The 23324-nt window shown below is 71.4% G+C and carries 21 protein-coding genes; 10 read left to right on the forward strand and 11 right to left on the reverse strand.

All coding sequences use genetic code 11. The features are described 5' to 3' along the window. Window positions 1-9: 9 nt before the first annotated feature. Genes O0S08_RS42740 through O0S08_RS42770 form a run of 7 tightly spaced genes read right to left on the reverse strand, consistent with a single transcriptional unit; the run spans window position 10 to window position 6569 of the window. A complete protein-coding gene (locus O0S08_RS42740) occupies window positions 10-873 on the reverse strand; it encodes an NAD-dependent epimerase/dehydratase family protein (RefSeq protein WP_269035290.1) in 864 nt (287 codons plus the stop codon). Continuing rightward, on the reverse strand, window positions 870-1598 hold the full coding sequence (locus O0S08_RS42745; protein ID WP_269035291.1) for a hypothetical protein: 729 nt from the start codon (window positions 1596-1598) through the stop codon (window positions 870-872). Before O0S08_RS42745 ends, O0S08_RS42740 begins: the two co-directional genes overlap by 4 nt. Continuing rightward, entirely contained in the window at window positions 1598-3469 is a 1872-nt protein-coding gene (locus tag O0S08_RS42750; RefSeq protein ID WP_269035292.1) for a RiPP maturation radical SAM C-methyltransferase, read from the reverse strand. The genes O0S08_RS42745 and O0S08_RS42750 overlap by 1 nt, the downstream gene beginning before the upstream one ends. Beyond that, a complete protein-coding gene (locus O0S08_RS42755) occupies window positions 3466-4245 on the reverse strand; it encodes an SDR family NAD(P)-dependent oxidoreductase (protein ID WP_269041904.1) in 780 nt (259 codons plus the stop codon). The genes O0S08_RS42750 and O0S08_RS42755 overlap by 4 nt, the downstream gene beginning before the upstream one ends. Then, window positions 4176-4949, reverse strand: a complete 774-nt coding sequence (locus O0S08_RS42760; RefSeq protein ID WP_269035293.1) for a 2OG-Fe(II) oxygenase family protein — start codon at window positions 4947-4949, stop codon at window positions 4176-4178. Before O0S08_RS42760 ends, O0S08_RS42755 begins: the two co-directional genes overlap by 70 nt. Next, window positions 4950-5675 (reverse strand): Stf0 family sulfotransferase, encoded by a 726-nt coding sequence (locus O0S08_RS42765; RefSeq protein WP_269035294.1) that lies wholly within the window; start codon window positions 5673-5675, stop codon window positions 4950-4952. It lies immediately after the preceding gene. An 18-nt stretch (window positions 5676-5693) separates the two neighbouring features. Then, window positions 5694-6569: an SAM-dependent methyltransferase gene (locus O0S08_RS42770; RefSeq protein WP_269035295.1), complete on the reverse strand. Its 876-nt coding sequence runs from the start codon at window positions 6567-6569 to the stop codon at window positions 5694-5696. Window positions 6570-6843: 274 nt separating this feature from the next. Between O0S08_RS42770 and O0S08_RS42775 the strand changes: the two genes are divergently transcribed. Together O0S08_RS42775 and O0S08_RS42780 are read left to right on the forward strand one after the other, a co-directional pair. Next, window positions 6844-7116 (forward strand): hypothetical protein, encoded by a 273-nt coding sequence (locus O0S08_RS42775; protein WP_269035296.1) that lies wholly within the window; start codon window positions 6844-6846, stop codon window positions 7114-7116. A 1006-nt stretch (window positions 7117-8122) separates the two neighbouring features. Beyond that, a complete protein-coding gene (locus O0S08_RS42780) occupies window positions 8123-10075 on the forward strand; it encodes a hypothetical protein (protein ID WP_269035297.1) in 1953 nt (650 codons plus the stop codon). Window positions 10076-10381: 306 nt separating this feature from the next. Here O0S08_RS42780 and O0S08_RS42785 read toward each other — a convergent pair whose 3' ends face one another. From O0S08_RS42785 to O0S08_RS42795, 3 genes are all read right to left on the reverse strand, one after another. Next, window positions 10382-11752 carry a monooxygenase gene (locus O0S08_RS42785; RefSeq protein ID WP_269035298.1) on the reverse strand — a complete coding sequence of 457 codons (1371 nt, stop codon included), beginning with the start codon at window positions 11750-11752 and terminating at the stop codon, window positions 10382-10384. Between the two features lie 173 nt (window positions 11753-11925). Further along, window positions 11926-13326: a sensor histidine kinase gene (locus O0S08_RS42790; RefSeq protein ID WP_269035299.1), complete on the reverse strand. Its 1401-nt coding sequence runs from the start codon at window positions 13324-13326 to the stop codon at window positions 11926-11928. Next, window positions 13323-14021, reverse strand: a complete 699-nt coding sequence (locus tag O0S08_RS42795) for a response regulator transcription factor (RefSeq protein WP_269035300.1) — start codon at window positions 14019-14021, stop codon at window positions 13323-13325. The genes O0S08_RS42790 and O0S08_RS42795 overlap by 4 nt, the downstream gene beginning before the upstream one ends. Before the next feature lie 81 nt (window positions 14022-14102). Here O0S08_RS42795 and O0S08_RS42800 point away from each other — a divergent pair, with 81 nt between their 5' ends. The 6 genes from O0S08_RS42800 to O0S08_RS42825 all read left to right on the forward strand — a co-directional run bounded on the left by O0S08_RS42800 (window position 14103) and on the right by O0S08_RS42825 (window position 19693). Continuing rightward, window positions 14103-14525 (forward strand): RidA family protein, encoded by a 423-nt coding sequence (locus O0S08_RS42800; protein WP_269035301.1) that lies wholly within the window; start codon window positions 14103-14105, stop codon window positions 14523-14525. Beyond that, window positions 14522-15376: an enoyl-CoA hydratase family protein gene (locus O0S08_RS42805; protein ID WP_269035302.1), complete on the forward strand. Its 855-nt coding sequence runs from the start codon at window positions 14522-14524 to the stop codon at window positions 15374-15376. Before O0S08_RS42800 ends, O0S08_RS42805 begins: the two co-directional genes overlap by 4 nt. A gap of 98 nt (window positions 15377-15474) precedes the next feature. After that, window positions 15475-16671 (forward strand): acyl-CoA dehydrogenase family protein, encoded by a 1197-nt coding sequence (locus O0S08_RS42810; protein ID WP_269035303.1) that lies wholly within the window; start codon window positions 15475-15477, stop codon window positions 16669-16671. Between the two features lie 577 nt (window positions 16672-17248). Continuing rightward, window positions 17249-18019 (forward strand): molybdate ABC transporter substrate-binding protein, encoded by a 771-nt coding sequence (gene modA / locus O0S08_RS42815; RefSeq protein ID WP_269035304.1) that lies wholly within the window; start codon window positions 17249-17251, stop codon window positions 18017-18019. 33 nt (window positions 18020-18052) lie between these two features. Beyond that, window positions 18053-18847 (forward strand): ABC transporter permease, encoded by a 795-nt coding sequence (locus O0S08_RS42820; RefSeq protein ID WP_269041905.1) that lies wholly within the window; start codon window positions 18053-18055, stop codon window positions 18845-18847. A gap of 114 nt (window positions 18848-18961) precedes the next feature. After that, window positions 18962-19693, forward strand: coding sequence for a sulfate/molybdate ABC transporter ATP-binding protein (locus tag O0S08_RS42825; RefSeq protein WP_269035305.1), 732 nt, complete (start codon window positions 18962-18964; stop codon window positions 19691-19693). Between the two features lie 598 nt (window positions 19694-20291). Here O0S08_RS42825 and O0S08_RS42830 read toward each other — a convergent pair. Further along, window positions 20292-20828 (reverse strand): TetR/AcrR family transcriptional regulator, encoded by a 537-nt coding sequence (locus O0S08_RS42830; RefSeq protein ID WP_269035306.1) that lies wholly within the window; start codon window positions 20826-20828, stop codon window positions 20292-20294. Window positions 20829-20967: 139 nt separating this feature from the next. Here O0S08_RS42830 and O0S08_RS42835 point away from each other — a divergent pair, with 139 nt between their 5' ends. Both O0S08_RS42835 and O0S08_RS42840 read left to right on the forward strand, forming a co-directional pair. After that, window positions 20968-21354, forward strand: a complete 387-nt coding sequence (locus O0S08_RS42835; protein ID WP_269035307.1) for a hypothetical protein — start codon at window positions 20968-20970, stop codon at window positions 21352-21354. A gap of 238 nt (window positions 21355-21592) precedes the next feature. After that, entirely contained in the window at window positions 21593-23281 is a 1689-nt protein-coding gene (locus tag O0S08_RS42840; protein ID WP_269035308.1) for a hypothetical protein, read from the forward strand. The last annotated feature ends 43 nt before the right edge of the window (window positions 23282-23324 follow it).

The raw sequence follows: 23324 nt of genomic DNA on the forward strand, positions 1-23324 counted from the left end.
CCGCGGCGGTCACGACTCCGGCGTGACCGTTGCGCGCGCAAGCTCGCCGAGGAACTCGGCGAAGCGGTCGCGTGGGGAGTACCCGAGCTCGCTGCGGATGCGCGTGCCCGCGACGCGCATGGCGGGCGCGTCGTCGGGCGGGTCGGCGGGTCGCCGGCCGGTCGCAGCCGCGAGCGCTTCGTGGTAGGCGCGGGTCTCGCCGTGTCCGTCGACCACGTCGAAGACGCCTCCCACGGCGCGCGGGTGCGTGGCTGCGAGCAGCGCTGCGTCCGCCAGGTTGTCGACGTGCACGAACGGCATCGTCCGGCTCGCGAATTGCGGCTGCGCGCTCCGACGCGCGCGCTCCAGCGCCAGCGGCCCCCAGAACGACGAGCGGTGCATCGACAGGACAGGCACCGGCCGGAGGACGACCCAGGCGAGCCCGTGGTCGTCCGAGCGGACGAGCTCCTCCGCCTCGACCTTCGAGCGGCCGTACGGATACACGTCGTCGGACCACTGCGGGCTCTGTTCGTCCACCGACCAGCCGTGGCGGACGTCGTACACCGAGACGCTCGAGACGAACACGAAGCGCGCGCGACGGGACGCGCCCAGCGCCGCCAACAAGTGGCGAGTGCCCTCGACGTTGGTCTCACGGCACATCCTGCGGTCGGACGACAGGGCGGCCGCGCAGTGGACGACCACGTCGGCGCCCCGACACGCGACGCGCAACGCGTCGGCGTCACCCAGGTCGGCCTGCACCAACTCCACGGGCGCGCCCGGTAGCGCCGGCGACCTGACCAGGCCCCGCACGCCCCAGCCCGCCGCGGCCAGTCTGTCGCAGACCCGGCTCCCGACGGTGCCGGCGGCACCCGTGACGACGGCACGCGGTCTCATCCGAAATTCAGCTCCTCGAGGTCGAGGCTCGGCAGCTCACGCTGCCCGAGCGTGCGGAAGAAGAACGTCTGGAAGAAGCGGCCATTCTCGAACGAGTCGCCCCAGCCGTTCGAGCCGCTGTGAGGGACCCGGCCGCGGTGCAGGATCAGTCGGTTATAGACATTGGCGAACGTGTCGCGCAGCTGCCAATTGTGCTTCGACGTCATCCACTCGAACTGCCGCGCAGGGTCGCGATTGTCCCACGTGCGGAGCCCGCCCTGGTTGGTCGGAGGCGCCGGGTTCAAGTAGACGAGCCCCGCCCATCCGTCGAGGCCCACCGGGTTCCAGCTGTCGTGGTCGGTGTGGCTGTGGACCCCCCCTCCGAGCTCCTGCTTCACGTCGAGCTTCAGGTGAAAGCAGCAGTTCCACCACGCGCTCTTCGGATGGACGAGGCGATGGTCGGACCGGGGGTAGCCGTTCTCGTCGATCGGGAACTCCATCCGCCACGCGGCGACATCGACGAGCTCGCCGGTCAGCGCCTGCAGCCGCGAGATCAGCGCCGCAGACGACTTGAACGGGCATTCGTTCGCGCTGCGGTACCTCGAGGCGAACCATGTCCGTGGACAGCCCTCGCGGTCGGTGCCGGGCTGTGCATATGGGTAGACGTACTCCAGGCCGCGGGCGTGACGGACGACCGCGGCCGGGTCGGCGTAGAAGTCGTCGACGACGATGACGTCCCGCCGCATCACACCACCGCCAGACTCCGCGAAGACGGCGCGCGCGGCTCCGCATCTTCATCGCGCCCGACGCCGTGCTTGCGCACCGCGAGGCTGAGATAGCGGTCATCGAGGTGGAGCACGAGGCGAGACGCGACCAGCCCGTCGAGCACGGGCCGGACCTCGCGCTCGTCGGCGCGGCACGCCGCGACGACCTGCTTCAGGGAGCGGTGCTGGTCGCAACAGACGTACACCGCGCGCTCGAGCCCGCTCAGGACGGTCAGGGTGCGGTGCGCGCCCGGTCGGAAGTCCCACACCGCCAGGTCGTCGCCGTGATCGACATAAAGCAGGCCCTTGTTGCCCTTGTTCGCGTACCAGCGCTTGACCGCCGCGCGCAGCGGCCCGACGTACGTCTCGGGATCTCGGCCGTCGGCGTAGTCGTGTTCGAAGTAGTACGCGAACTCGAACAGCTCCGACTCGGACAGCGCATAGATATTGCCGTAGCTGCGGTCGGGGCGGACGTTGGTGAGCCCGTTCTCGCTGGAGCGCACGAAATTGGGGCTGAACCGATCGAGGCGGATCTGCCCCACCCCGTACGGAGGTTGCAGGTGGTGGAGGAGGTCCAGGACCTCGGCCATGACCTCGTAGTCGCGAGGCTCCTCGCCGGGGAAGCCGAAGATCAAATTCCAGTGCGGGGTGATGCCGAACTCCCGGCACCACTTCAGCATCTGTACGTTCTGAACGCCGCTGATCCCCTTCTTCATGATCCGCAGCACGTCCGAGCTCAGGCTCTCGATGCCCGGCTGGATCATCGTGATGCCGGCGCGCTGCATCGCGCGGAGCTGATCCTTCGAGAGGTTGGCCTTGGTCTCGTAGAAGAGGTCGAGCTTCAACCCGCGGCGCGCGAGCCCCGGAATGAGGGTCTCGAAGTACTTCATGTCCAGGATGTTGTCGACCATGACCACGGTGCGCGCGCCGTACAGCTGCTCGAGCTCGTCGATCTCGCGCAAGACCCGCTGCTCGCTCTTGCTGCGGAAAGCCATGGACGTGCCGTTCAGCCCGCAGAACGTGCAGTGATGCTTCTGCCCCCACCAGCACCCGCGCGAGGACTCCATGAGCACGCTCGCGCCTCGCTTGGCGACCCCTCCCAGGGCGGGCAGTTGTTCGAAGTAGTCGTCGTAGAGCGGGACCGGGAGGTCGTCCATGCGCTCGACTCGATCCGGCGTGAGGGTGGTGTAGCGGCTCTCCCCGTCGCGCCGCGCGATCACGCCGGGGACGGCGGACGGATCGCCGCCGGCGGCGAGCGCCTCGAGCAGGCGGGGAAAGCTGAGGTCCGCCTCCGCCGAGCACACGAAGTCGATGAAGGGGAACGAGCGGTGCGCCTGCAGCCCCATCGACTCCTCGCAGTTCGCCCCGCCGAGCGCGATCTTCACGCGCGGGTGCTCGGCCTTGACGAGCCGCGCGAGCGCCAGCGACGCGGCGTGCTGCGAGAACGTCGACGTGAAGCCGACCACGTCGTAGTCGCCCCAGCTCACCTCGCGCAGGCACTTCTGCAGGAACCCGGCCGCGCGGTCGCGACATCGCTCGAGGATCTCGATCGCTCTGTCCACCGGGCCGAACTTCGAGAAGCGGCGGACGAAGTCCGCGAGATAGCGGGCGTCGGCGTCCGGACGCTCGCCGGACAGCGACCGCGCGAAGATCCAGTCGCCCGCGAGGCTCTGCGACGGCGACCGCTCCGCGACGTATTCATAGTCCGGGAGGCCGATGCTCCGCGCGAATCGGATGTTCAAATAGACAATCTTGCTGGCGATGCCGCGCCGCGCCAGGTGGGCCTTGAGCAGGCTCGGCCCGATCGCCGGACGGAGGGCGCCGAACGGCATCACGGCGAACAGGACCTTCACGGCCCCTCCGTGAGCGTGACCAGCGTGCCGGTCGCCGACCCGGCGTCGAGCCCGGCGATCCTCGTGGCGGCCTTCTCCGCGTCGTCACGGCAGTAATTCGTCGGCATGAGCACGCCGTTGACGCGGATACCGAGGTGCCACAATTCGCTGGCGAGGTGATACACCAGCTGGCAGAGGGCCGCGCTCGTGGCCGAATGGAGCCCCAGCCCCTGGTCCTCGTAGACGTATCGGCCGGCGGTGCCGGCGACCAGGACGACGCTCCGGTTGGCGGCGGCGTTGGCCGCAGGATCGGCGCCCCACGACGCGCGGACGAGCGCGGCGGCGAGTCGCAATGGCGCGAGGACGTCGAGCGCGAAGGCGTGCTCGGCGGCGGCGAGCGACGGCGCCGAGGTGAGCGGGGCCGACATGCGCACGGTCGCGGCCGACAGGAGGAGGTCGAGCCGGGTGGTCCGGGCGATCGTCTCCCCGACGACCTGCTCGCACCCCTTCTCGGTCGCCAGGTCGGCCCGGACCGCGTGGACGGCGTGGTCGTTGGCATCGAGCGGCCGCCGGGGCGCGAGCGGATCGAAGAACGACTGGTCTTGAGTCGCGAACTCGATCTCGCGTGTGCGGTGCACCGCAGTGATCGCGTATTTCGACGCGTATCGCGCGATCCATGCGCTCCCCAACAGGCCGCTCGCGCCGGTGATCAGACATTCACGCTTTGTCACTTCCAGTACTCCAGTCGCTCGACGCCGAACCGCTGTTCGGCGTCTGCGAGCGAGCGATGCGTCCACATGATGACGGATGTGCGCGTTGCGCGACGATTGCTGATGAACGCGTGGTATGAATCGGGCGAACACTCGAAGGCGAGGAGACTGTTGTCGAGCGGCGGCACGCGCACGCTCGGCTCGCCCGGCGGGTCGCGCCCCGAGCGATAAAGGCCCGTCTCGCCGCCGTCGCCGGGGCGCCAGCCGCCGTTCAACAGGAAAAAGATCACCGCCGTCCCGCGGACGACTCGAATCTTCTCCGCGGGGGACAGCTGCCCTTCGCCCGTCTTGTAGTCGCACCTCTGATGATCCGGCACCTGGATCCGCCCCTCCGACGAGACGGGGAACCAGACCGGGTTGTAATCGTTGTGGACGAAACCGTCGCCGCTGCCGACGGCGTGGTGATGCGCGCCCGCGAACACGTAGTCGGTGCGCTGGAGGCCGAAGCAATCTGCCATGAGGTCGCGCCACTCGGGTGAAAGAAAGACCCCGAGCGCGCCGCCGTCGCCCGCCCGAAAGCCGATCCCGTAGGAGTCGTAGTTGGCGATGTTCCGCGAGAATCTCTCGCCGTCCGCCGTCTCGCTGAGGCCGCGCGCGAGGACCTCTCCGAGCTCCTCGCAGAGCCGGGCGTAGAACCGGGGCTTGAACACGCCCCGGGCGACCACGTGAGGGAAGGGCCGCGAGCGACGCAGCCATTCACGGCGGGCGAGGATGTCTTCCAGTCGATCCATTCATCTCCCGTCGCTACGACCATCCAGCGCCTCTCGCCATCGTCGAGTCGTCTCGTCCGCCTGGCGGATGAGCACCGGCGGCGGCAAGAGCCTCGCCGTCGCGCCGTCCAGCCCGAGGAACTCGAGCACGCGCGCGATCTGGCCGCGGTAGTCCGCCGCCAGCGACTCGTAGTACACCGTAAAAGGCTCGATCCCCCGCGCCGCGAAGTATTGCAGCCACGAGGTCTGTTGCCACGTCAGTTGCCGCTCCAGCTGCTCGACCTCGCGCGGATCGAGCGCCGGAGGCGGCGCCGGGGCGACCCCCGGGGTCCGGGCCCATTGATTCGTGTGAATCGCCCGGTAGAACGAGAGGGCCTGGGCCCGGACGTCCCGGCGCACGATGTTGACATAGCGCGCGCCGGGGAACAGGCGCTCGAGCACAGCGTCGCCGGCGCGCGGCCTGCCCGCCCAACGCGCGAGCGACTGGACGTGCATGTACTGGATCTTGATCCCGAAGACCCCGTTTCGACCGGTGCCGTGCCGGCGTGCGGCGGCGAGGTAGTCCGCGAACGGGCAGTCCGGCACCAGGCCCCAGCGATGGAACCAATGGTCGAGGAAGTCCGGCGCGAACGATTCGGCCGGGTGCCCTGCGACCCCGGTGGCCTCCAGACCTTCGCACAGGAGGCTGCTCCCGCTCCGCTGGCTGCCGGCGATGACGTAACGCCGCGCTGGTCGATTGCTCTCCATGGGCCTCCGTTCGTACGACTACGCCTTCCGAGCTTTCGGGTCCTTCGGACCGATCGCGGGGCGACCCGGGCGGCGAGGTGAATCGAGCGCGTCGTGAGCGCCCATCCGCTCGGCGAGCTCGTGCTCCACGACCGCGCGGTGCTGCACGGGCGGGATGTAGAGGGTCCCGAGGTTGGTGTTGGTCGACATCACGTCGGCCAGCCGGTCGAGCGGGATCCGCTGCGTGACGGTCTCGAGCAACGGGTGCGTCTTCGACAGCACGAAGAGCGCGGTGTGCTTGGGCGGGTAGTACTTCAACAGGTACGCCTGGAAGCGGCGGAGGTTGTCGATGCTCTGCTTGCCCGGGAGGCGGTTGCTCGACTCCAGCACGATCGGGACCTGGTAGATGACCGTCCCCACGTCCGTCTGCAGCGGCCGCTGGCGAATGAGCATGTCGCTCGCCTCGTAGATCTGCAGGCCGTCTCCCCCGGGGTCGATTCCCAGGTCGGACAGCAGCGTGTCGAGCGACGAGACGCCCGGCAGGATCATCGTCCTCAGGTCGAGGATCTGCGCGGCGCGCTGGATGAGCTCCGTCGGGTAGCAGTACATCGTGGGGTGCCCGTACGTGGCGAAACAGACCGGGCCTTCGTCGAGCGCCCCTGAGATCACCTCCGACGCCATGCGGCGATAGATGACCATCCTGTGGGCCCCGAGATCGCCCCGTACGGTGAGCTCGGTGACCTTCGGGCAGATGGTACGAAGGTAGTCGCAGACGCCCTCGGCGGTGTCGGTGACGAACACGTGCCGGCAGCGCTTGATGGTCTCCTCGACCTCGCGGGTCATCTGGTGGATGCCCGAGACACCCAGACCTACGATGGCGATGTCGAATGCGTGGTGCTTGGTCGACGTGTTCATCCGAGCTTCTCCATCAAACGGGCGACGGCCACGCGCCTCTCGGCCGAGCTTCGAGCTCCGCGAATCTCTTTCATGGCTTTCACAACTTCCGGATCGGCGATGAGATCGTCGATGACAAAGTCCTTCCAGCGCTGAAAGCTGTTGAACCAGTCGTGGTGGCCAATGACGTTGACCCCGAAACCGGGCCCCCCGGGCGGCGGTCCCGGCGGCGGTCCCGGCGGCGGTCCCGGAACTGGACCGACTCCAAACGACACCCCGGGCGGCGGCCCCGGCGGTGGCCCCGGCGGCGGTCCCGGCGGCGGTCCAGGCGGTGGTCCAGGCGGGGGCGGCGGTGGCGGCGGCGGCGGACCTGGAGGAGGCGGTGGCGGTGGCGGCGGTGGTGGCGGCGGTGGCGGCGGCGGCGGCGGGCCTGGAGGAGGCGGCGGCGGTGGCGGCGGTGGCGGCGGTGGCGGTGGCGGCGGTGGCGGCGGTGGCGGCGGTGGTGGAGGCGGTGGCAACTCCGAGGGAGGCGAAGGCCGGTCCGGATCGGAGCGCACGCCACCCATGATCAGCCGCCAGAGTTCGGCTCGATCGACGATCAGCGCTCGTACCTCGTGGTCCTTGAGCTCGTAGGGCGCGAGCGCCTTACGAGGGTTTGATTGCAGCGCATAAAAGAAATCGAAGTCCGTTTGCGCGCGATCGAGAACGCGTTTGAAATCACTCATGTCCCCTCCACTGGGAACGCATCCCCTATAGGTGGCCCCAGTGTCGCTCCACGTCAAACCCGCCTAACAGCATTCATGCGTCGCAACAAATCGCGCGTGCAGGCGCCTTTCCGGGTCCAGGGAGCAGTCACGAGCCGTGTTCGGACGATGTCGCGAATGTGAAATGGAGCGCTCCGATTACGGGGTCCTCGACGACAGACTCCGCGAGCGCGCCCCGGCGCCGGCCGAGCAGATCTCCGGGCATATGCGTCGAGGTGCCGATCCGGCGTGTGGGCATATTCGCAACGCGGCCCCGGCCCCCCAATCGTCAGCCAGGCCTACCCGTGATCGGCGCATCCGCATGGTATGACCATCACGGCGTACCTCGGATTGCGACGAGTCCTCGCGCCGGCGGTTTCACGTCGCGGCCATATCCGCGCCGAGCATGAGGACAGCCTCGTCCTCACGATGCGCAGCGAATCCGCGCACTGTATTCGCTCGGGCGGCATGGTACCCGAGAGAGTCATCGATTCGCGGAGCTCCGAGGGGACGATGCAGCCGCAGCCGTCGAGGCCCGCAGCGCATCGACTGCGACTGCCCGAGCCGTCGCGGCGATCGTGAGCCGGGCCGGCGATGCGTCGATGCAACCGAGGGAGGCGCGGGCGCGACGCCCGAGCAGGCGTCGTTCGCTGCTGCGTTGATGACGTGCACGCAGCAGAACTGCTTGTGAGCGGGACGCCGCAGACTCGGGCGAGTTCGCGGTGTGGCCGTACGCGACCGCCCGAGCCTGGCGAGATGGTCCGTCGCGGCGAGCGGGCGCTTGCGTGCGGACGAGCCGCGCGAGGCGGCGCGATCGAGGTAGAAGGGTGTGTGCGATCGAATCCTCTCGCGGGCTTCTTCACCGCCGACGCTGCGGCGATCCTCGGCGCGCAGGACCGGCTGGCCGCGGCCGATGAACCGGCGCGCGCGCGGGTCGTGAGGCCGAGTCCGGTGCCGTTCCTCCCGGGCATGCGAGCGGCACCCGAGGGCCTGTGGTCGGAGCCGTACTTCGGCCCGGTGGAGGCGCGCGATCCGGCGGCCTGGGGCGTGATCGAATTGCCGCGACCGGTGGTTCACCCGGGGCTGGTGCCGGCGATCGCCGGGGTGCTCGGGCTGCGCGCGAGCGAGGTTTGGGCGGTCGCCGAGGTACGGGCGTGGATCGACGCCGAGGGCCGGGTTCGTACGCCTCCCGGGCATCCGGGGGTCGACGGGCCGTACGACACGTGGCTGCACGAGTGGCCGCCGCACCGATTCAACGAGGCGATGTTTCGGCTCGAGGCGGAGGGCGATCCGACGTACGGGACCCGTCTCGCGCAGTGGTACGCCGAGAAAGGCATCGACGCCGAGGCGGTCGTGCGCGACGACGAATCGTGGCGGGACGAGGCCAATGCGAATACCGGGCCGGCGGGGCTGCTCGGGCGGCTCTCGGCCCGGCTCGGCGAAGAGGCGGCGGGGCGCCTGTTCGTGCGCCACGTGCCGGTGCCCCCGGTCCCGGAGCGGCCGCTCGAGCGCCGTCCGGGCGGGGTGTTCGTGGCGGGGGCGCGCAGCGGCAGCCTCGCGGCGCTGATCGACGAGGCGGTCTACATGCAGCGAATGATCGAGGCGTCCCCGGGTCTGATCGGCGAACACTATCACCTGCTCCTGGTCCAGCGCGCGCTGCGGTCGGTGCTGGCTGCGTGGGGCGCCGCCGAGGCGCCGGAGACGTTCGCCGCGGCGCTGCCCGAGGCGGGCGGGCCGACCGAGGTGCCGCTGTGGCCGTTGCCGGAGACGCACGCCGAGCTGGCGACGCCGCGAACGCTGGCGTTCGTCGGCCCGGGGCGGGCAGTGCTGGACCTGCGGACGGCGAGCTTCGAGGTCGACCTGACCACCGGGGCGCTGGCGCGCTGGTGGCCGAGCGCAGGGCTGACTCTCATGACATGGCTCGAGGGACATCTCATTTACTTCGGCGGTCCGGCCGTGTCCTGCTTCGAGCTGGCGCGCGGGCGGTGGACGCGGGGGGCGCTGCCGGCCTGCGTGCCGTACACGTTCGAGGAGGTCGAGAAGCTCACGTTCGTGATCGAGACGGCGACGCGGCGGCGGCACCGGCTCACCGTGGTCGCCGAGACGGTCGACCTGCGGGTGTCGCCGTGCGCACGCTACCGGGCGTCGCGCGCCGGCGAGGGCGCGGTGTTTCGCTTCGACGGCGAGCCGCAGCTGCCGCTCGAGCTGGAAAGCGAGAGCGCGCCGGTGATGTGGCCCGAAGGACAGCTGCGCGAGCCGAGCGAGCGCGAGTCGAGTCGGCTCGAGGAGACCGCCTGGTGCGACGCAGGGCTGCACGCCCTGGTGCTCTGCGAGGCCCGCGACGCGTTTCGCCGGGTCCAGGACGGCGGGGTGGTCGAGGGCACGCGCGTGTTGTTCCGGGTGCCGTTCGCGATCTCCGCGGCGGCGTTCGACCCCGCCGGCGGCGAGGTGCTGCTGGCCGGCGAGGCGGAGCTGTGGCACGTCGCGCTCGACCCCGAGCCGCGGCTGTTGACGCGCTTCGACCTGCGGCCGCTGCGGGCGATGATGCTGGGACCCGAGGGCCGCGCGCGCCCGCGGGCCGACGCGCTCAACGCGGCGCTGTGTCGCCACGGGACATTGCTCGGGGTCGGCGACGTCGACGAGGCCGAGCTGGCGCGGCTCGACACCGCCTCGACGTTCGACGAGGCGAAGCCGCTCGGCCTGCGCCGCGCGCGGACCCTCGCCGCGCACGCGCAGCAGGTCGAGCAGGCCCACGAGCTGCCGCGACTCCGGGTCCCGAAGTGATCGGCGACGGGCTCGACCCGTGAGAGTCCATCCTCGCGGTGACTCCTGCGCCGGCGAAGGCCCGCGCGCCCGGCCCTTGACCTGTCCCATGAGACATATTCAAGCCGGACGGCTTCGCGCCACGATCTGTCCGACAAGACAGATGGCAGCCAGGGGGCGTCACGCGCGGGACTGCGATCTCGCCCTTCTCCGTGCCGACGGCCGTGCGCCCGCCGGCGGGATCGAAGGCGATCGCGGTGACGCGGCCTCCCACGAGCCCGTCAGCACGGCAGCAGTGGATGTCTGACTGCCCCGCCGGCGACGACTTCAGACGCCGGTGACGTAGACGATGCCGAGGCACATCTCGTCGCCGGTGCCCTCGCCCCACAGGATGTCCTTGGGCTGCTGCTGGACCCCGTTCTCGACCGGCTGGTTGGCGGCGGTGTTGTCCCACTCGCACTCGAGGCGCAGCTCGTCGCCGGGGCGCACTGTCACGGGCTTGGTGAGCTGGTAGCTGCCCTGCCAGTTGAAATCCCAGCGCGGGATGTCGAGCAGGCAGGTGTCCTGGCCGCCGGTGAGGGACAGCGAGCCGCGCACGCCGCGGGTGTGCATGTGGAGGGCGGCGGCGTGGACGACGAACGGATCGCCGGCCTCGAGCCCGCCGTCGGGGAACAGCAGCGGGAGGTAGTTGCTGACGTCGGCGGCGAAGCTGTGGACGACGGGGGCCTCGCCGGCGGGGATCAGCATCGGCTCGCTGCCCTGGACCCACGCCGGGTTGGTGAACGGCATCATCACCGCGACCTTGTCGACGGTCGGCGAGGTGCGGATCTGGATCCGCGACTGATCGGGCCCCGCGCCCGGGTAGGTGTGGTAGTGCATCTGCACGGCGACGAGCGAGCCAGGCTGTACTTTGATTCCTGTCCCTTCGGGCATGTCACCCGGGTCGCCGCCGGGCACCCAGGCGCCGAGCCAGGGGACGCGGCCGTCGTTGATCTGGCCGCCGCTCGGGCCGCCGTAGCAGAGATAGCCGGGGTCGGGGTCGGCGTCGTCGAGCGCGCGGTAGGCGTCGGTCTGCTCGGGCGGGATGGCGAAGGCGATCACGTGGTGCACGATCTGCCGCTCGCCGGGCGTCACGCTGAGCGCGGTGATGAAGGTCTCCTGGTCTTCGGGCCAGGGCAGCAGGAAGCAGCGGTACTCGTCGGGGGCGATCGTCGGGGTGTAGGGCTCGGGCAGCTGCAGGTCGATGTCGAAGTCGATCGGCTCGGGCGCTTGCGGGGCCGGCGGGGCCTCGGCCGGGTCGCCCTCGGGCGCGCCGAGCTCGACCCATTTCAGGAGGGTCTGGCGCGCGTCGTCGTCGATCGAGCGGTCGTGGAGGTAGGTGCCGCAGGCGGCGTCGGGCGGCCACGGCGGCATGGTCCCGGCCGCGAGCGAGGCCGGCAGCGCGCTGGCGACCGCGCTGGCCTCCGCGTACGAGGCGAGCGAGAACGGGGCGAGGTTGCCGGGGCTGTGACAGCCGGCGCACTTGCCGTCGAGGATCGCCTTGACGTCGCGCCAGTAAGTGACCTCGGCGGCCTCGCCCGCGGTCGAGCTGCCCGTCGTGTCGCCGGCGCCGTCGGTGGTGCCGGCGCTGTCGCCGGGGACGTCGCCGCAAGCGACGAGGAGGAGGCCGAGCGGGAAGATCGCGGAGATGCGCTGCATGGCCTCGAGTTCACCACCCAAGTTGTGGAGAGTGTGTGGAGCGGCGGCGCAACCAAACGAAGAACGGGCAGAAGGACCCGAGCGAGGTCGCGTGCCCCCAGCGCGGGCGTCCGCCTCTGGATGTCCGAAGGGACAGGTTCACGAACCGGCGAACCGGCGACGGCTGTGCGGACCTAGGCGGAGCCGGGAGGGCTGCTGGTGGGGCCCTCGATCGTCGCTCGCAGGCCGCGAGGCTCCTCGCCGGCGAGGGTCATTATTAAACCGGCGCGGCTGCAGACCTCCTGGGTGATCGCCAGGCCCAGGCCGCCGCCCTTGGGGTCGCGGCGGCGGGCCTCGTCGGAGCGGAAGGTCCGGTCGCCGATCTTCGGCAGGTCGGCCGGCGGCACGCCGGGGCCGTCGTCGACGACGGTGAGGCTGAACGCCTTTTTAACATCTGTCTCTTCGAGCAGGATCGCCACGTGGCCGCCGGGGTCGCCGTGGGCGACCGCGTTGTGCACGAGGTTGGCCAGCGCCTGCTCGGCCATCGCCGGGTTGCAGCGGGCCCACAGCGGGGCGTCGGGGCGGGCGCCGTGGACCTCGATGCCGCGGGTGCGGCCGAGCGCGGCGAAGCGGCGGGCGACGCGGTCGACGAGGGCGCAGAGGTCGACGCGGAGGTCGCCGTGCAGCGGGTCGGCGCCCTCTTGCAGGCGGCACGCGAGGTTGAGGTTGTCGATCAGCGAGCCCATGTAGACGACGTCGCCGATGGCCCCGCGCACGAGGCTCGCGGACTCGCCCGGGGACGCGTCGGCGGCCAGCTGCTCGAGGGCGATCTGCAGCGACGCCAGCGGCGTGCGCAGGTCGTGGGCGATGTTGCCGAGGTGCTGCTCGAGCGCGCGGTTGCGGGCCTCCATGCGCGCGGCGTCGGCGGCGATCCGGCCGTGGGCCTGGTCGAGCAGGGCCGACAGCTGGCCGAGGTCGTCGCGCGTGGGGTCGGCCGCCGAGGCGTAACCGGCCGCCTGCCCGACCTGCTGGGTCGCGCGGCGCAGCTTCTCGAGCCGCAGGGCCATCGGTCGCACCGCGAAGAAGCTGGCGAGGCCGACGGCGAGGGCGATGCTGAGGGCGAGCAGGCCGAAGATGATCAGCAGCGCGTAGCGGCGCTCGGAGGGGCTGAGCTTCCAGCGCAGCTGGACCAGGGCGCACGGGCCGTCGTCGGCGGCGCGGCGCAGGCTGGCGCCGCCCCAGGGGTTGAAGTTGAAGAAGTACATGCGCGTCGGCGCGGCCTCGCCGGCCTCGAGGCGCGCGAGCAGCTGCGGGTCGAGCGGGGTGCCGCCGGGGGACGCGGGCGCGAGGGTGGTCGCGTCGTAGACGTTGAGCTCGAGCTCCGGGCCGTGCTGCGCGGTGAAGGCGATCGGGTCGCGCTCGCACTGCGCCAGGGAGATCGTGTCGAGCTGCGGGGTGAGCACGCCGATCCGCCTGATCGCCTGCTCGATGAACAGCGACGTCATGACCACCGCGACGAGGGCGACGCTGAGGCCGGCGCAGACCGCCGCGGCCAGGAACACGCGCCCGGACAGGCCGCGGAGGATCTTGCTCATGCCGGCTCCGGCGCGTCGAAGCGGTAGCCGATGCCCCACACCGTGGCGATCCGCGCGCCCGCGGGCCCGAGCTTGCGGCGGATCCGGGCCACGTGCGAGTCGACGGTCCGCTCGCTGCGGTCGCCCCCGGCCGGCAGCGCGGCCTCGGCCAGCTGGCGCCGGGTGATGGCGCGAGATGGCCTTTCGACCAGGTACAAGAGGACATTGAACTCGTGGGCGGTGAGGCCGAGCGGCTCGCCGGCGAGGGTGACTGTGCGGGCGTCGAGGTCGAGCACCGCCTCGTCCCACGCGAGAGTGCGCGCCGGCGCGGCCACGTCGGGCAGGCGCAGGCGGGCGCGCACGCGGGCCAGCAGCTCCTCGATCCAGAACGGCTTGGGCAGGTAGTCGACGGCGCCGCCGGCGAACGCCTGCAGGCGGGCGTCGAGCTCGGTGCGGGCGCTGAGGACGATCACCGGGGTCGACAGCCGGCCGCGCCACAGCTCGAGCACCTCGAAGCCGCCGAGCTCGGGCAGCATGAGGTCGAGGACCACGAGGTCGAACGGGCGCGACAGCGCCAGCTCGGCGCCGCGACGACCGTCGTGGGCGAGCTCGACGTCGTAACCCGCGGCCTTGAGCCCGCGCACGACGCCGGCGGCGATCGCGGGGTCGTCCTCGACCACGAGGATCGCCGGGGTGCTGCGTTCGCGGGTCGACATGCGCGGGCTCTCGTTCGACGGTAGCAGCGGGCCCGGCGCGAAGGATGGAGGAATTGTGGAGCGCGTGCCAAGCTCGCCGCGATGACGGACGACGCCCCGGTCCACGCGCGCGCGATCCTCCCCGACGGCTGGCAGCGGCCGCGCGGCTACAGCAACGGCATGGCGGCCCGCGGCGAGCTGCTGGCGATCGCCGGGATGATCGCCTGGGACGCGCGCGAGCAGATCGTGGCCGACGCGTTCGCGGCGCAATTCCGCCAGGCGCTGGCGAACGTGGTCGCGGTGGTGACGGCCGCGGGCGGGCGGCCGGAGCACGTGATCTCGCTGACGGTGTACGTGACCGACAAGCGCGAGTACCTGGCGGAGCTGGCCGCCGTCGGCGCCGCGTACCGCGAGCTGATGGGACGACACTACCCGACGATGGCGCTGGTCGAGGTCGCGGCGCTGCTCGAGCCGCGGGCGAAGGTGGAGATCCAGGGCCTCGCCGTGTTACCAGAAAGAGCGTGACCCGCCCCGTCGACCCCGACCTGCGTGACCTGCCGCTGCCGCGCCCCGAGAGCTTCTCGTACGAGGAGCGCGAGCGCGTCGGGGTCATCACCCTGACGCGACCCGACCGCTTCAACGCGCTGACGTTCCAGGTCTACCGCGAGCTGACCGACCTGTTCACGGTGATCGACCGCCGCGCGCACGCGGAGGGCGGCGCGCGGGCGCTGGTGCTGCAGGGCGCGGGCCGGGCGTTCTGCGGCGGCGGCGACGTCGACGACATCATCACCCGGCTGTTCGAGCGCGACGCCGAGGCGCTGCTGCGGTTCACGCGGATGACGGGGGAGCTGATCCACGCGATGCGCCGCTGCAAGCTGCCGATCGTCGCCAGCGTCAAGCGCGTGGCCGCCGGCGCCGGCGCGGTGATGGCCCTCGCCAGCGACCTGCGGGTGATGGGCAAGGGCTCGTTCTTCGCGTTCCTGTTCCCGCAGGTCGGCCTGTCGGGCGCCGACATGGGCGCGAGCTGGCTGCTGCCGCGGGTGGTCGGCCTCGGCCACGCCAGCGAGATCCTGCTGCTCGGCGACCGCGTGCCCGCCGACCGCTGCGCCCAGATCGGCCTGGCCACCCAGGTGGTCGACGACGAGCCCGACCGCGACGCGGTCGACCGCGCCGCGTTCGCCCTCGCCAAGCGCCTGGCCGACGGGCCCCACTTCGCCGCCCGCATGACCAAGACGATGCTGCAGCAGGAGCTCGACATGGACTTCACCGCGGCCATCGAGGCCGAGGCCCAGACCCAGGCCCTGTGCATGCAGCACCCTGACTTCGCCGAGGCCGACCAGGCGCGCCAGCAGAAGCGACCGCCGAGCTGGCGCTAGGAGCATGTCCGCATGCGCATGGCGGAAAAGACCTGTCCTGAGGAGCATGTCCCAATGAGCACCCATCACGCGAGCCCCGGCTCGGGGAGCGAGACCCGATGAACACGCTGCTCACCCCGTACGTGACCGAGCGGGCGCTCGGGCTGCTCGACCGGTCGCGCTGGCGCCCGCTCGAGGACGCGCTGGCGACCTTCGTGGCCGACCTGCGGGCGCGGCCGGTCGACGAGGAGGCCGGCGAGGACGCGGCGGCGCGCGTCTACTTGCAGCGGCTGGCGACCGCCGGGCTGCTCGAGTGGGTGGTGCCGGCGGCCTACGGCGGGGCCGATCTCGACGAGGGGCCGGAGCGGGCCGCCGAGCTGTCGTCGACGGCGATCTGCCTGATCCGCCAGTGGCTCGCGCGCGAGAGCGGGGCGCTCGACACCGCCTTCGTGATGCAGGGCCTGGGCTCGTTCCCGCTGGCGCTGGCCGCCGCCGAGCCGCTGCGCCGCTACGTCCTGCCGCGCGTGGCCAGCGGCGCGACCGTGTGCGCGTTCGCCTTGACCGAGCCGGAGGCCGGCTCCGACGTCAAGAACCTGCGCACCAGCGCGACCGTCGTCGACGGCGGGGTCGTCCTCGACGGCAGCAAGTGCTTCATCAGCAACGCCGGCCTGGCCGACAGCTACGTGGTGTTCGCCCGCGAGGCCGGCGAGGGCAAGCCGCGCTTCTCGGCGTTCTTCGTGGCCGGCGACGCACCTGGCCTTTCGGTCACCCGCACCCGCGTCCTGGCGCCGCACCCGATCGGCACGGTCAAGCTCGAGCGGGTGTTCGTGCCCGAGGCCCACCGCGTCGGCGAACCCGGGGCCGGGCTCAAGCTGGCGCTCGGCAACCTCGACGTGTTCCGCGTCAGCGTCGGCGCCGCGGCCCTCGGCCTGGCCGACCGCGCGCTCGCCGAGACCGTGGCCCACCTCAAGCGCAGGGTCCAGTTCGGCAAGCCGCTCGCCGAGCAGCAGGGCCTGCAGTTCGCGCTCGCCGACCTGGCGACCGAACAGCTGGCGGCCCAGCTGCTGGTCTACCGCGCGGCCGCGGCCCGCGACGCCGGCCACGCGACGTCGGAGATGGCGGCGATGGCGAAGATGCACGCGACCGAGTCGGCGCAGCGGGCGATCGACCGCGCGGTGCAGAGCTTCGGCGGCCTCGGCGTGACCGTCGGCCAGGTGCCGGAGCGGCTGTACCGGGAGATCCGCGCGCTGCGGATCTACGAGGGCGCGACCGAGGTGCAAAAGCTGGTGATCGCCCGCGCGTTGCTCGACGGCTGAGGAGAACGCCAGGTCACTTGCGCTGCGGCCGACGGTCCTTTCCGGAAGAGCGGCCCCCCTCTTCCCCCCGCGGCAAGGCTTCTTGTGCGGGAGGCAGCTGGTGGTCAGGCCGGCGGCTGCCGAGCGACCGCATCAACCGCTCGATGATGAAGAGCGCTTGAACGACCCTTGCCCCGTCAAATGCGAGCCTGTCGGGCTCTGCTGAAATGCCAGCCGCGAGGGCCGTGCTGAGCGCCAGAGCGAGGATGGAATTCCTTTGCAAGTAGAACCACTTTCTCCAGGCGACGCCGTCTCTGCATACTTGCCTCCTTTTAGATGGTTCTACAGACTCCGCTGGCGGCGCACCCGGTCGTTCGCCGCGGAGCTCCGAGTGTGATCGACGCCAGGCAGGCCGGCAACTCCGGGGGGCGGAAAAAGCGAGCGGCCAGCGAAGCGGGTGATGCTCCCACGACGGCCGCTCTGCGGTGGGGCGCGACGCGAGGTGCTACCCGTGGGCGCGTGCCAACGCGACCAGACGATCGCCGGTCGTGACTCAACGCGCTTGCTCGCCGGCGCGGGCCGTCGCTACGCTTCGCGCATGACGAGGTCTCGCAGCGCCGCGTCCGGCGTCATCCTGCTCGCGGCGGTCGTGCTCGGCTGCTCGGCCGCTCCCGGCGCGGCCGACAAGAAGGAGCTCCATGTCTCTGCGGCCATGTCCTTGAAGGAAGCCTTCACCGACCTCGAGGCCGGCTTCGAGGCCGAGCACCCGGAGGTCGACGTCGTCTTCAACTTCGCGGGCTCGCAGATCCTGGCGGCGCAGATCGTCGCCGGCGCGCCGGCCGACGTGTTCGCCTCCGCCGACCGGGCGCAGATGGAGCGCGCCGCCGGCTCGCAGCGGATGCAGCCGGCGCGGACCTTCGCCAAGAACCGGCTGGTGATCGTCACGCCCGCCGGCGACAGCTCGATCCAGGGCCCGGCCGACCTCGCGCGCCCCGGCCTCCGCCTGGTGCTCGCGGGCGAGGCGGTGCCGGTCGGCGCCTACGCGCGCGAGGCCCTGAATCGGGTCGGCCAGCGCGACGCGGCGCTCGCCAACGTCGTCTCCAACGAGGAGAACGTGCGCGGGGTGATCGGCAAGGTCGCGGCCGGCGAGGCCGACGCGGGGGTCGTCTACGCCACCGACGTCGCCGGCGAGGTGGCCGGCAAGCTGCGCACGGTCGCCTTCGCCGGCGCCGACGACGTCGTGCCCGCCTACGAGATCGCCGCCCTGGCCGACAGCCCGCAGCCCGCCCTCGCCGCCGCGTTCGTCGACCTCGTCGCCGGCCCGGCCGGGGCCGCCGCGCTCGGCAAGCGCGGCTTCCTGCCGCCGTGACGCTGCTGTCCCGAGGGTCCTGTCGTGAACGACATGTCCTTGAAGCCCGGTCGTCCCGGGCACGCGCACCTGGCGGTCGGCCTGCTCGCCGGGGCGGCGGTGGTGTTCTTCGCCCTGCCGCTGGTCGGCCTGCTGGTGCGGGTGGCGCCCGCCGAGGTGTGGCGGCAGCTGGCGGCGCCCGCGGTGCAGGAGGCGCTGCGGCTGTCGCTGGTGGTGTCGCTGTGCGCGGCCGGGCTGTCGCTGCTGCTCGGGCTGCCGCTGGCGTACGCGCTGGCGCGGCTGCCGTTCCCGGGCCGCGGGCTGGCGCGGGCCCTGGTGACGCTGCCGATGGTGCTGCCGCCGGTGGTCGGCGGGACGGCGCTGCTGGCGGCGTTCGGCCGGCGCGGCCTGCTCGGCGGTCCTTTAGAACATGGCCTCGGGGTCATCTTGCCGTACACGACCGCCGCGGCGGTGCTGGCGGCCACCTTCGTGGCGGCGCCGTTCCTGGTGATCACCGTCGAGGGCGCCCTGCGCGGGCTCGACCCGCGCCGCGAGCAGGCGGCGGCGACTCTCGGCGCGAGCCGGCTGCGGATCGTCGGCACCGTGGTGCTGCCCGCGATCCGCCCGAGCCTGGTCGCCGGGCTGGCGCTGTGCTGGGCCCGCGCGCTCGGTGAATTCGGGGCGACGATCACGTTCGCCGGCAACCTGCAGGGCCGCACCCAGACGATGCCGCTGGCGGTCTACGAGGCGCTGCACGACAGCCCCGACGGCGCGGTCGCCCTCAGCCTGCTCCTCCTCGCAGTGTCCCTCGCCCTCCTCGCGGCCCTGCGCGGCCACTTTTTTAAATAGATAAATGAGCACGAGCGACGACACGCGAGGGCGCGAGGCCGGTGATGCACGAGGCGGGCGGCTCGCGCTGCTCCACGCGGCACCGCGGATGCGCGACCGCGGAGGAGCGCGGCGATGACGACGACCGCGGGGCTCGTCGCGGACATCGCGGTGCTGCGCGGCGAGTTCTCGCTCGAGCTGCAGTTCGCGCTGGCGCCGGGCGCCACGGTCGCGGTGCTCGGGCCCAACGGGGCCGGCAAGTCGACGCTGGTCGACGCGCTCGCCGGCCTGGCGCCGCTCCACCGCGGCGAGGTGGTGCTGGCCGGCCGCACGCTCGAGCGCCCGGCCGCGCGCGTGCGCCTGTCGCCGCAGGAACGTGGCCTCGGGGTCATGTTCCAGGGGTACTGTCTCTTCGAGCACATGAGCGCGCGCGACAACGTCGCCTACGGCCTGCGGGCCCGCGGGGTCGCGCGAGCGCGGGCGCGGGCGGAGGCGCAGGCGTGGCTCGAGCGGCTCGGCGTCGGCGAGGTCGGCGACCTCAGGCCGGCCGCGCTGTCGGGCGGGCAGGCCCAGCGGGTCGCCCTGGCGCGGGCGATGATCACCCGCCCCGCGCTGCTCCTGCTCGACGAGCCGCTGGCCGCCCTCGACGTGTCGGCCCGCGCGCAGGCCCGACGCCTGCTGGCGGGCTGGCTCGCCGAGGCCGCGGCGATCTGCGTGATCGTCAGCCACGACGTGCGCGACGCGGTCGCCCTCGCCGACGAGCTGCTGGTGATCGAGCGCGGCCGCCTCACCGCCCGCGGCACGGCGGCCGAGCTGCGCGCGAGGCCGCCGACCGAGTACGTGGCTGCAGTGCTCGGCGAGGTCTGACCCCCTGGCGAAGGCGCCCCCGATCGTATCGTCGATGCGCGAGGCGTCGACGAGGATGCCGGGTCGCTCGCGCCCGGCTCGAGGGCCGAGCTCGCCGCAGCCTCCTGTGTACATGTCCCAAAGGCCATGTAGTCGGCTGAAGGGCGGCCTCCGAGCGTATCGACGAGTTGCTCGCGACATCGAGGCCGAGCCGCGCTCTTCAAGCCATGGCCCAAAGGCCATGTGATCGGCTGAAGGGCGGCCCTCCGAGTGTATCGTCCATGCGCGAGGCGACCGAAGAGAACGACGAGTCGCTCGCTACATCGAGGCCGCGCTCTTCGAGACATGGCCAAAAGGCCATGCAGTCGGCTGAAGGGCGGCCCTCCGAGCGTGGCGTCGATGCGCGAGGCGTCGACGAGGATGCCGGTCGCCCGAGGCCGGCTCGCGGCCGAGCCGCGCTTCGATACATGGCCCAAAGGCCATGTGATCGGCTGAAGGGCGGCCCTCCGCGCGTGGCGTCGATGCGCGAGGCGACCGATGAGAACGACGAGTCGCGCGCGACATCGAGACCGAGCCGCGCTCTTCGAGACATGACCCAAAGGCCATGGATTCGGCGTCGTCAGCGCGCGAAGCGGTCGACGAGGGCGCCGAGCCGTTTGCGCAGGACTACGAGGCTCGGGGTGTCCGAGGTGAGGCCGTCCACGGCGAGCAGAAACACCTCGGCGGCGAGCCGGTCGCCCAGGATCTGCTGGACGACGGACAGCAGCTTCCGGGCGTGCTTCTCGGCGACCGCGGGCGCGAGGGTCGCACAGGCCGCGTGGAACTCCTTCGCCATCGGCGCGCCTTCGAGGAGCTTCCACGGCCCCAGCACCGCGAGCTCGCACACCTGCGCGAGCTTGGCCCGCTTGCCGCCGCGCCCGGCGAGGGCCTCGTCGACGCGCGGATAGAGGGCCGCGAACACGCTCTCGTGGACCGCGGCGAGGATGGCGTCCTTGTTGGGGAACTTCTGGTAGAGGAGCGGCCGCGAGAGGTTCGCCCGCCGGGCGATGTCCTCGAGCGAGGTCTTGGCGTAGCCGAACTGCAAGAAGCACGCGAGCGCGGCGTCGATGATCGCGCGCCGCCGCTCGCGGTCCCGGTCGTCTCGGCTCGTCGTCATTTGTACAATTTGACAGATTGAGTTCATTTTGTAAATTCGTAAACGTCGGCGGACGGGCTCCGCAGGCCGCGGACCCGCAGGTCGTCGCCGCCCTCTCGCCCGCCGCCCGGAGGTCCTCGTGCGTGTCCTTCCTCGTTCCTTGTCGGGCTGGTCCGTCGCGGTGTTCGGCGTGCTGGCCCTCCTCCTGGGGCTCCTCGGGCTGCTCAGCCCCGACAGCCAGTTCGACATGATGGGCTTCGAGCTCGTCGACCAGCGCGCGCCCGGCGACTACACGCCCGGAGTCGTGGCGACCACCTCGATCGCGGCGATCAACATGGGCATCCTCTACGTGCTTGGTGTGGCGCTGGCGTGGCCCGGCTTCGTCGCCTTCACGGTCGGCGCTCGCCTGTTCATGTGCGTCGGCTTCGTCGCCCTGATGGCCGCGGGCAGGGCCCCGGATGTGTTCGTCGGCGCTGCCATCTGGGAGGGCGTCGGCGCTGCGATCACCGCCGTCGCCATGGCGTGGGACGGCCGAAGCACGCGCTGAGCGGCGCCCTTCGCGGAGGTAAGCGACGCCCGGCCGTGCCGGGCCCGGCCAGCGACTCACGCATCGGCTCGGTCAGCGAGGTGTCCAGCAAAGATTTAAATATGCCTGAAAGGACATGTGCGAGGCGCCATGCAGCGGATCGCCCGACGTGCGGAGCAGCTTGCGCGCCACCGCTCGCGCGCGCGAGGTCGTGGTATATGCCATGAACAGCGCGGCAGGACGCCGCAGGGCTCACGACATGAGGTCAAGGACTACTTTATTGCTCGTGGTGACGCTCGGCTCGGGCTGCTTCGACGAGGTGTGGGCGACAGGTTCGGCCCTGTTCCCGACGACGAGCGGGACCACCTCCGACACCAGCCTGGAGGCCAGCAGCAGCGCCGGGCCGGGCACGACGGGCGAGCTCGCGAGCGGGGGGATCCAGACAGTCACGGGGGCGGTCGCCAGCTCCGCTCCGGAGGAGACGGCTTCCCTGCCCGGGAGCACCGCGGCCGACCACACGCCGCCGGTGATCGAGGTGTTCAGCGTGAGCCCGCCCCACGTCGACGAGGCGGGCACCGCGCTGCTCCACCTCAGCGCCAGCGCCGACGCCGTGACAATCCGCCTCCGCCGCGACGACGAACCGGCCGCCGAGCTCACGCCCGCCGACTTTCCGCGCCCGTTCGAGGTGCTGTCGGAGGCGCATGACGGCCAGCACACGTTCGAGGCGGTGGCCGTCGACGCCGACGGCCTCGAGAGCGCGCCGGCCTCGGTCACCCTGACGGTCGACGTGCCGGCCTCCGGCACCGAGAAGTGCCTGTTCGAAACCGACAAGACCGACGCGAGCGTGTCGCTGAGCATGATCGCGGGGCTGGCCTACACGGACGAGGCGATCGTGGCCGTGGGCACGCGCGACACCGGCTCCGGCCCGCGACTGACGCTGTGGAAGCTGGGCCGCGATCACTGCGAGGTGCTGCCAGGCTGGCCGCGCCAGGGCGTCGGTGGGCTCTTTAATAAGATGTCCAAAGGGACAGCCGTCGCGCTCGACGAGCACGGCAACCTGCTGGTCGCCGGGTTCGCGCTCGAGGGCATCACGCCGCGCCGCTACCTGGCGAAGCTGAACTCGGAGGGCTCGCTGCTGTGGGAGAGCTTCGGCCAGCTCGGCGAGGAGATCGCCGGGGTCGCGGTGTCGCCCACGCCGCAAGCCGCCGTGTTCGCGGTCGGCTGGCGCCGCTCCACCGCGGACCCGAGCCCGACCGACGCGGCGATCTGGATGTACAAGCCCGACGGGACCGAGCTGCCGCCTGATTTTTTAAAGGCGCCGTTCACTGTGGCGGAGTTCGACCCCGACGTCGACAACATGTACAGCGAACGGCTGCGAGCGGTCGTGTTCGAGCCGCTCTCGGGCTTCGCCCTCGCCGTCGGGGAACGCGAGCTCAAGAGCTCGGATTTGCAAGTCTACGATCGCACCTTTCTTGTCCGCATGAATCCGGTCAGCGGACGCGAGGGCCTTCCCTGGACCTCGCCCGGCGCTGCTTTCAATCGCGATACCGCCAGCGCAGTTGCGACTTGCGGCGATGAGCTCGTGGCCGCGGGTTGGCGCCGCGACCTCGTCGACGATGCTCCACAACCTCTACTGCAGTGGTTCGAGCGCGACGGCACGTTCATCGAGCCGCAGCCGTTCGCTATCACGGCGGCGCAGTTCACCAGCGTTGCTTGCGATCGCGAGGGAAAGATCATCGGCGTCGGCTTTCGCGCTCCGGGCCAGCTCGACGCTTTCGCCATCGCTGCAGCCCGGTCGGGCGGACTCCCGATCTGGTACGAGAATGGGGCTCCAGGGGAAGACGAAGCGGCTGCAGCATCCTGTGATTCGCGGGGCTTCTGCGCATCGGGCGGATACCGCAGCGAAAAAGGCAAGCGTCACGCCGTCGTGCGCGTCCATCATCCTTGATTGTTCACCGTAACCAGCATGGTGATGAAGCACCGTCACCACC

It is taken from the genome of Nannocystis punicea (genome assembly GCF_026965555.1).
GTDB lineage: Bacteria > Myxococcota_A > Polyangia > Nannocystales > Nannocystaceae > Nannocystis > Nannocystis punicea.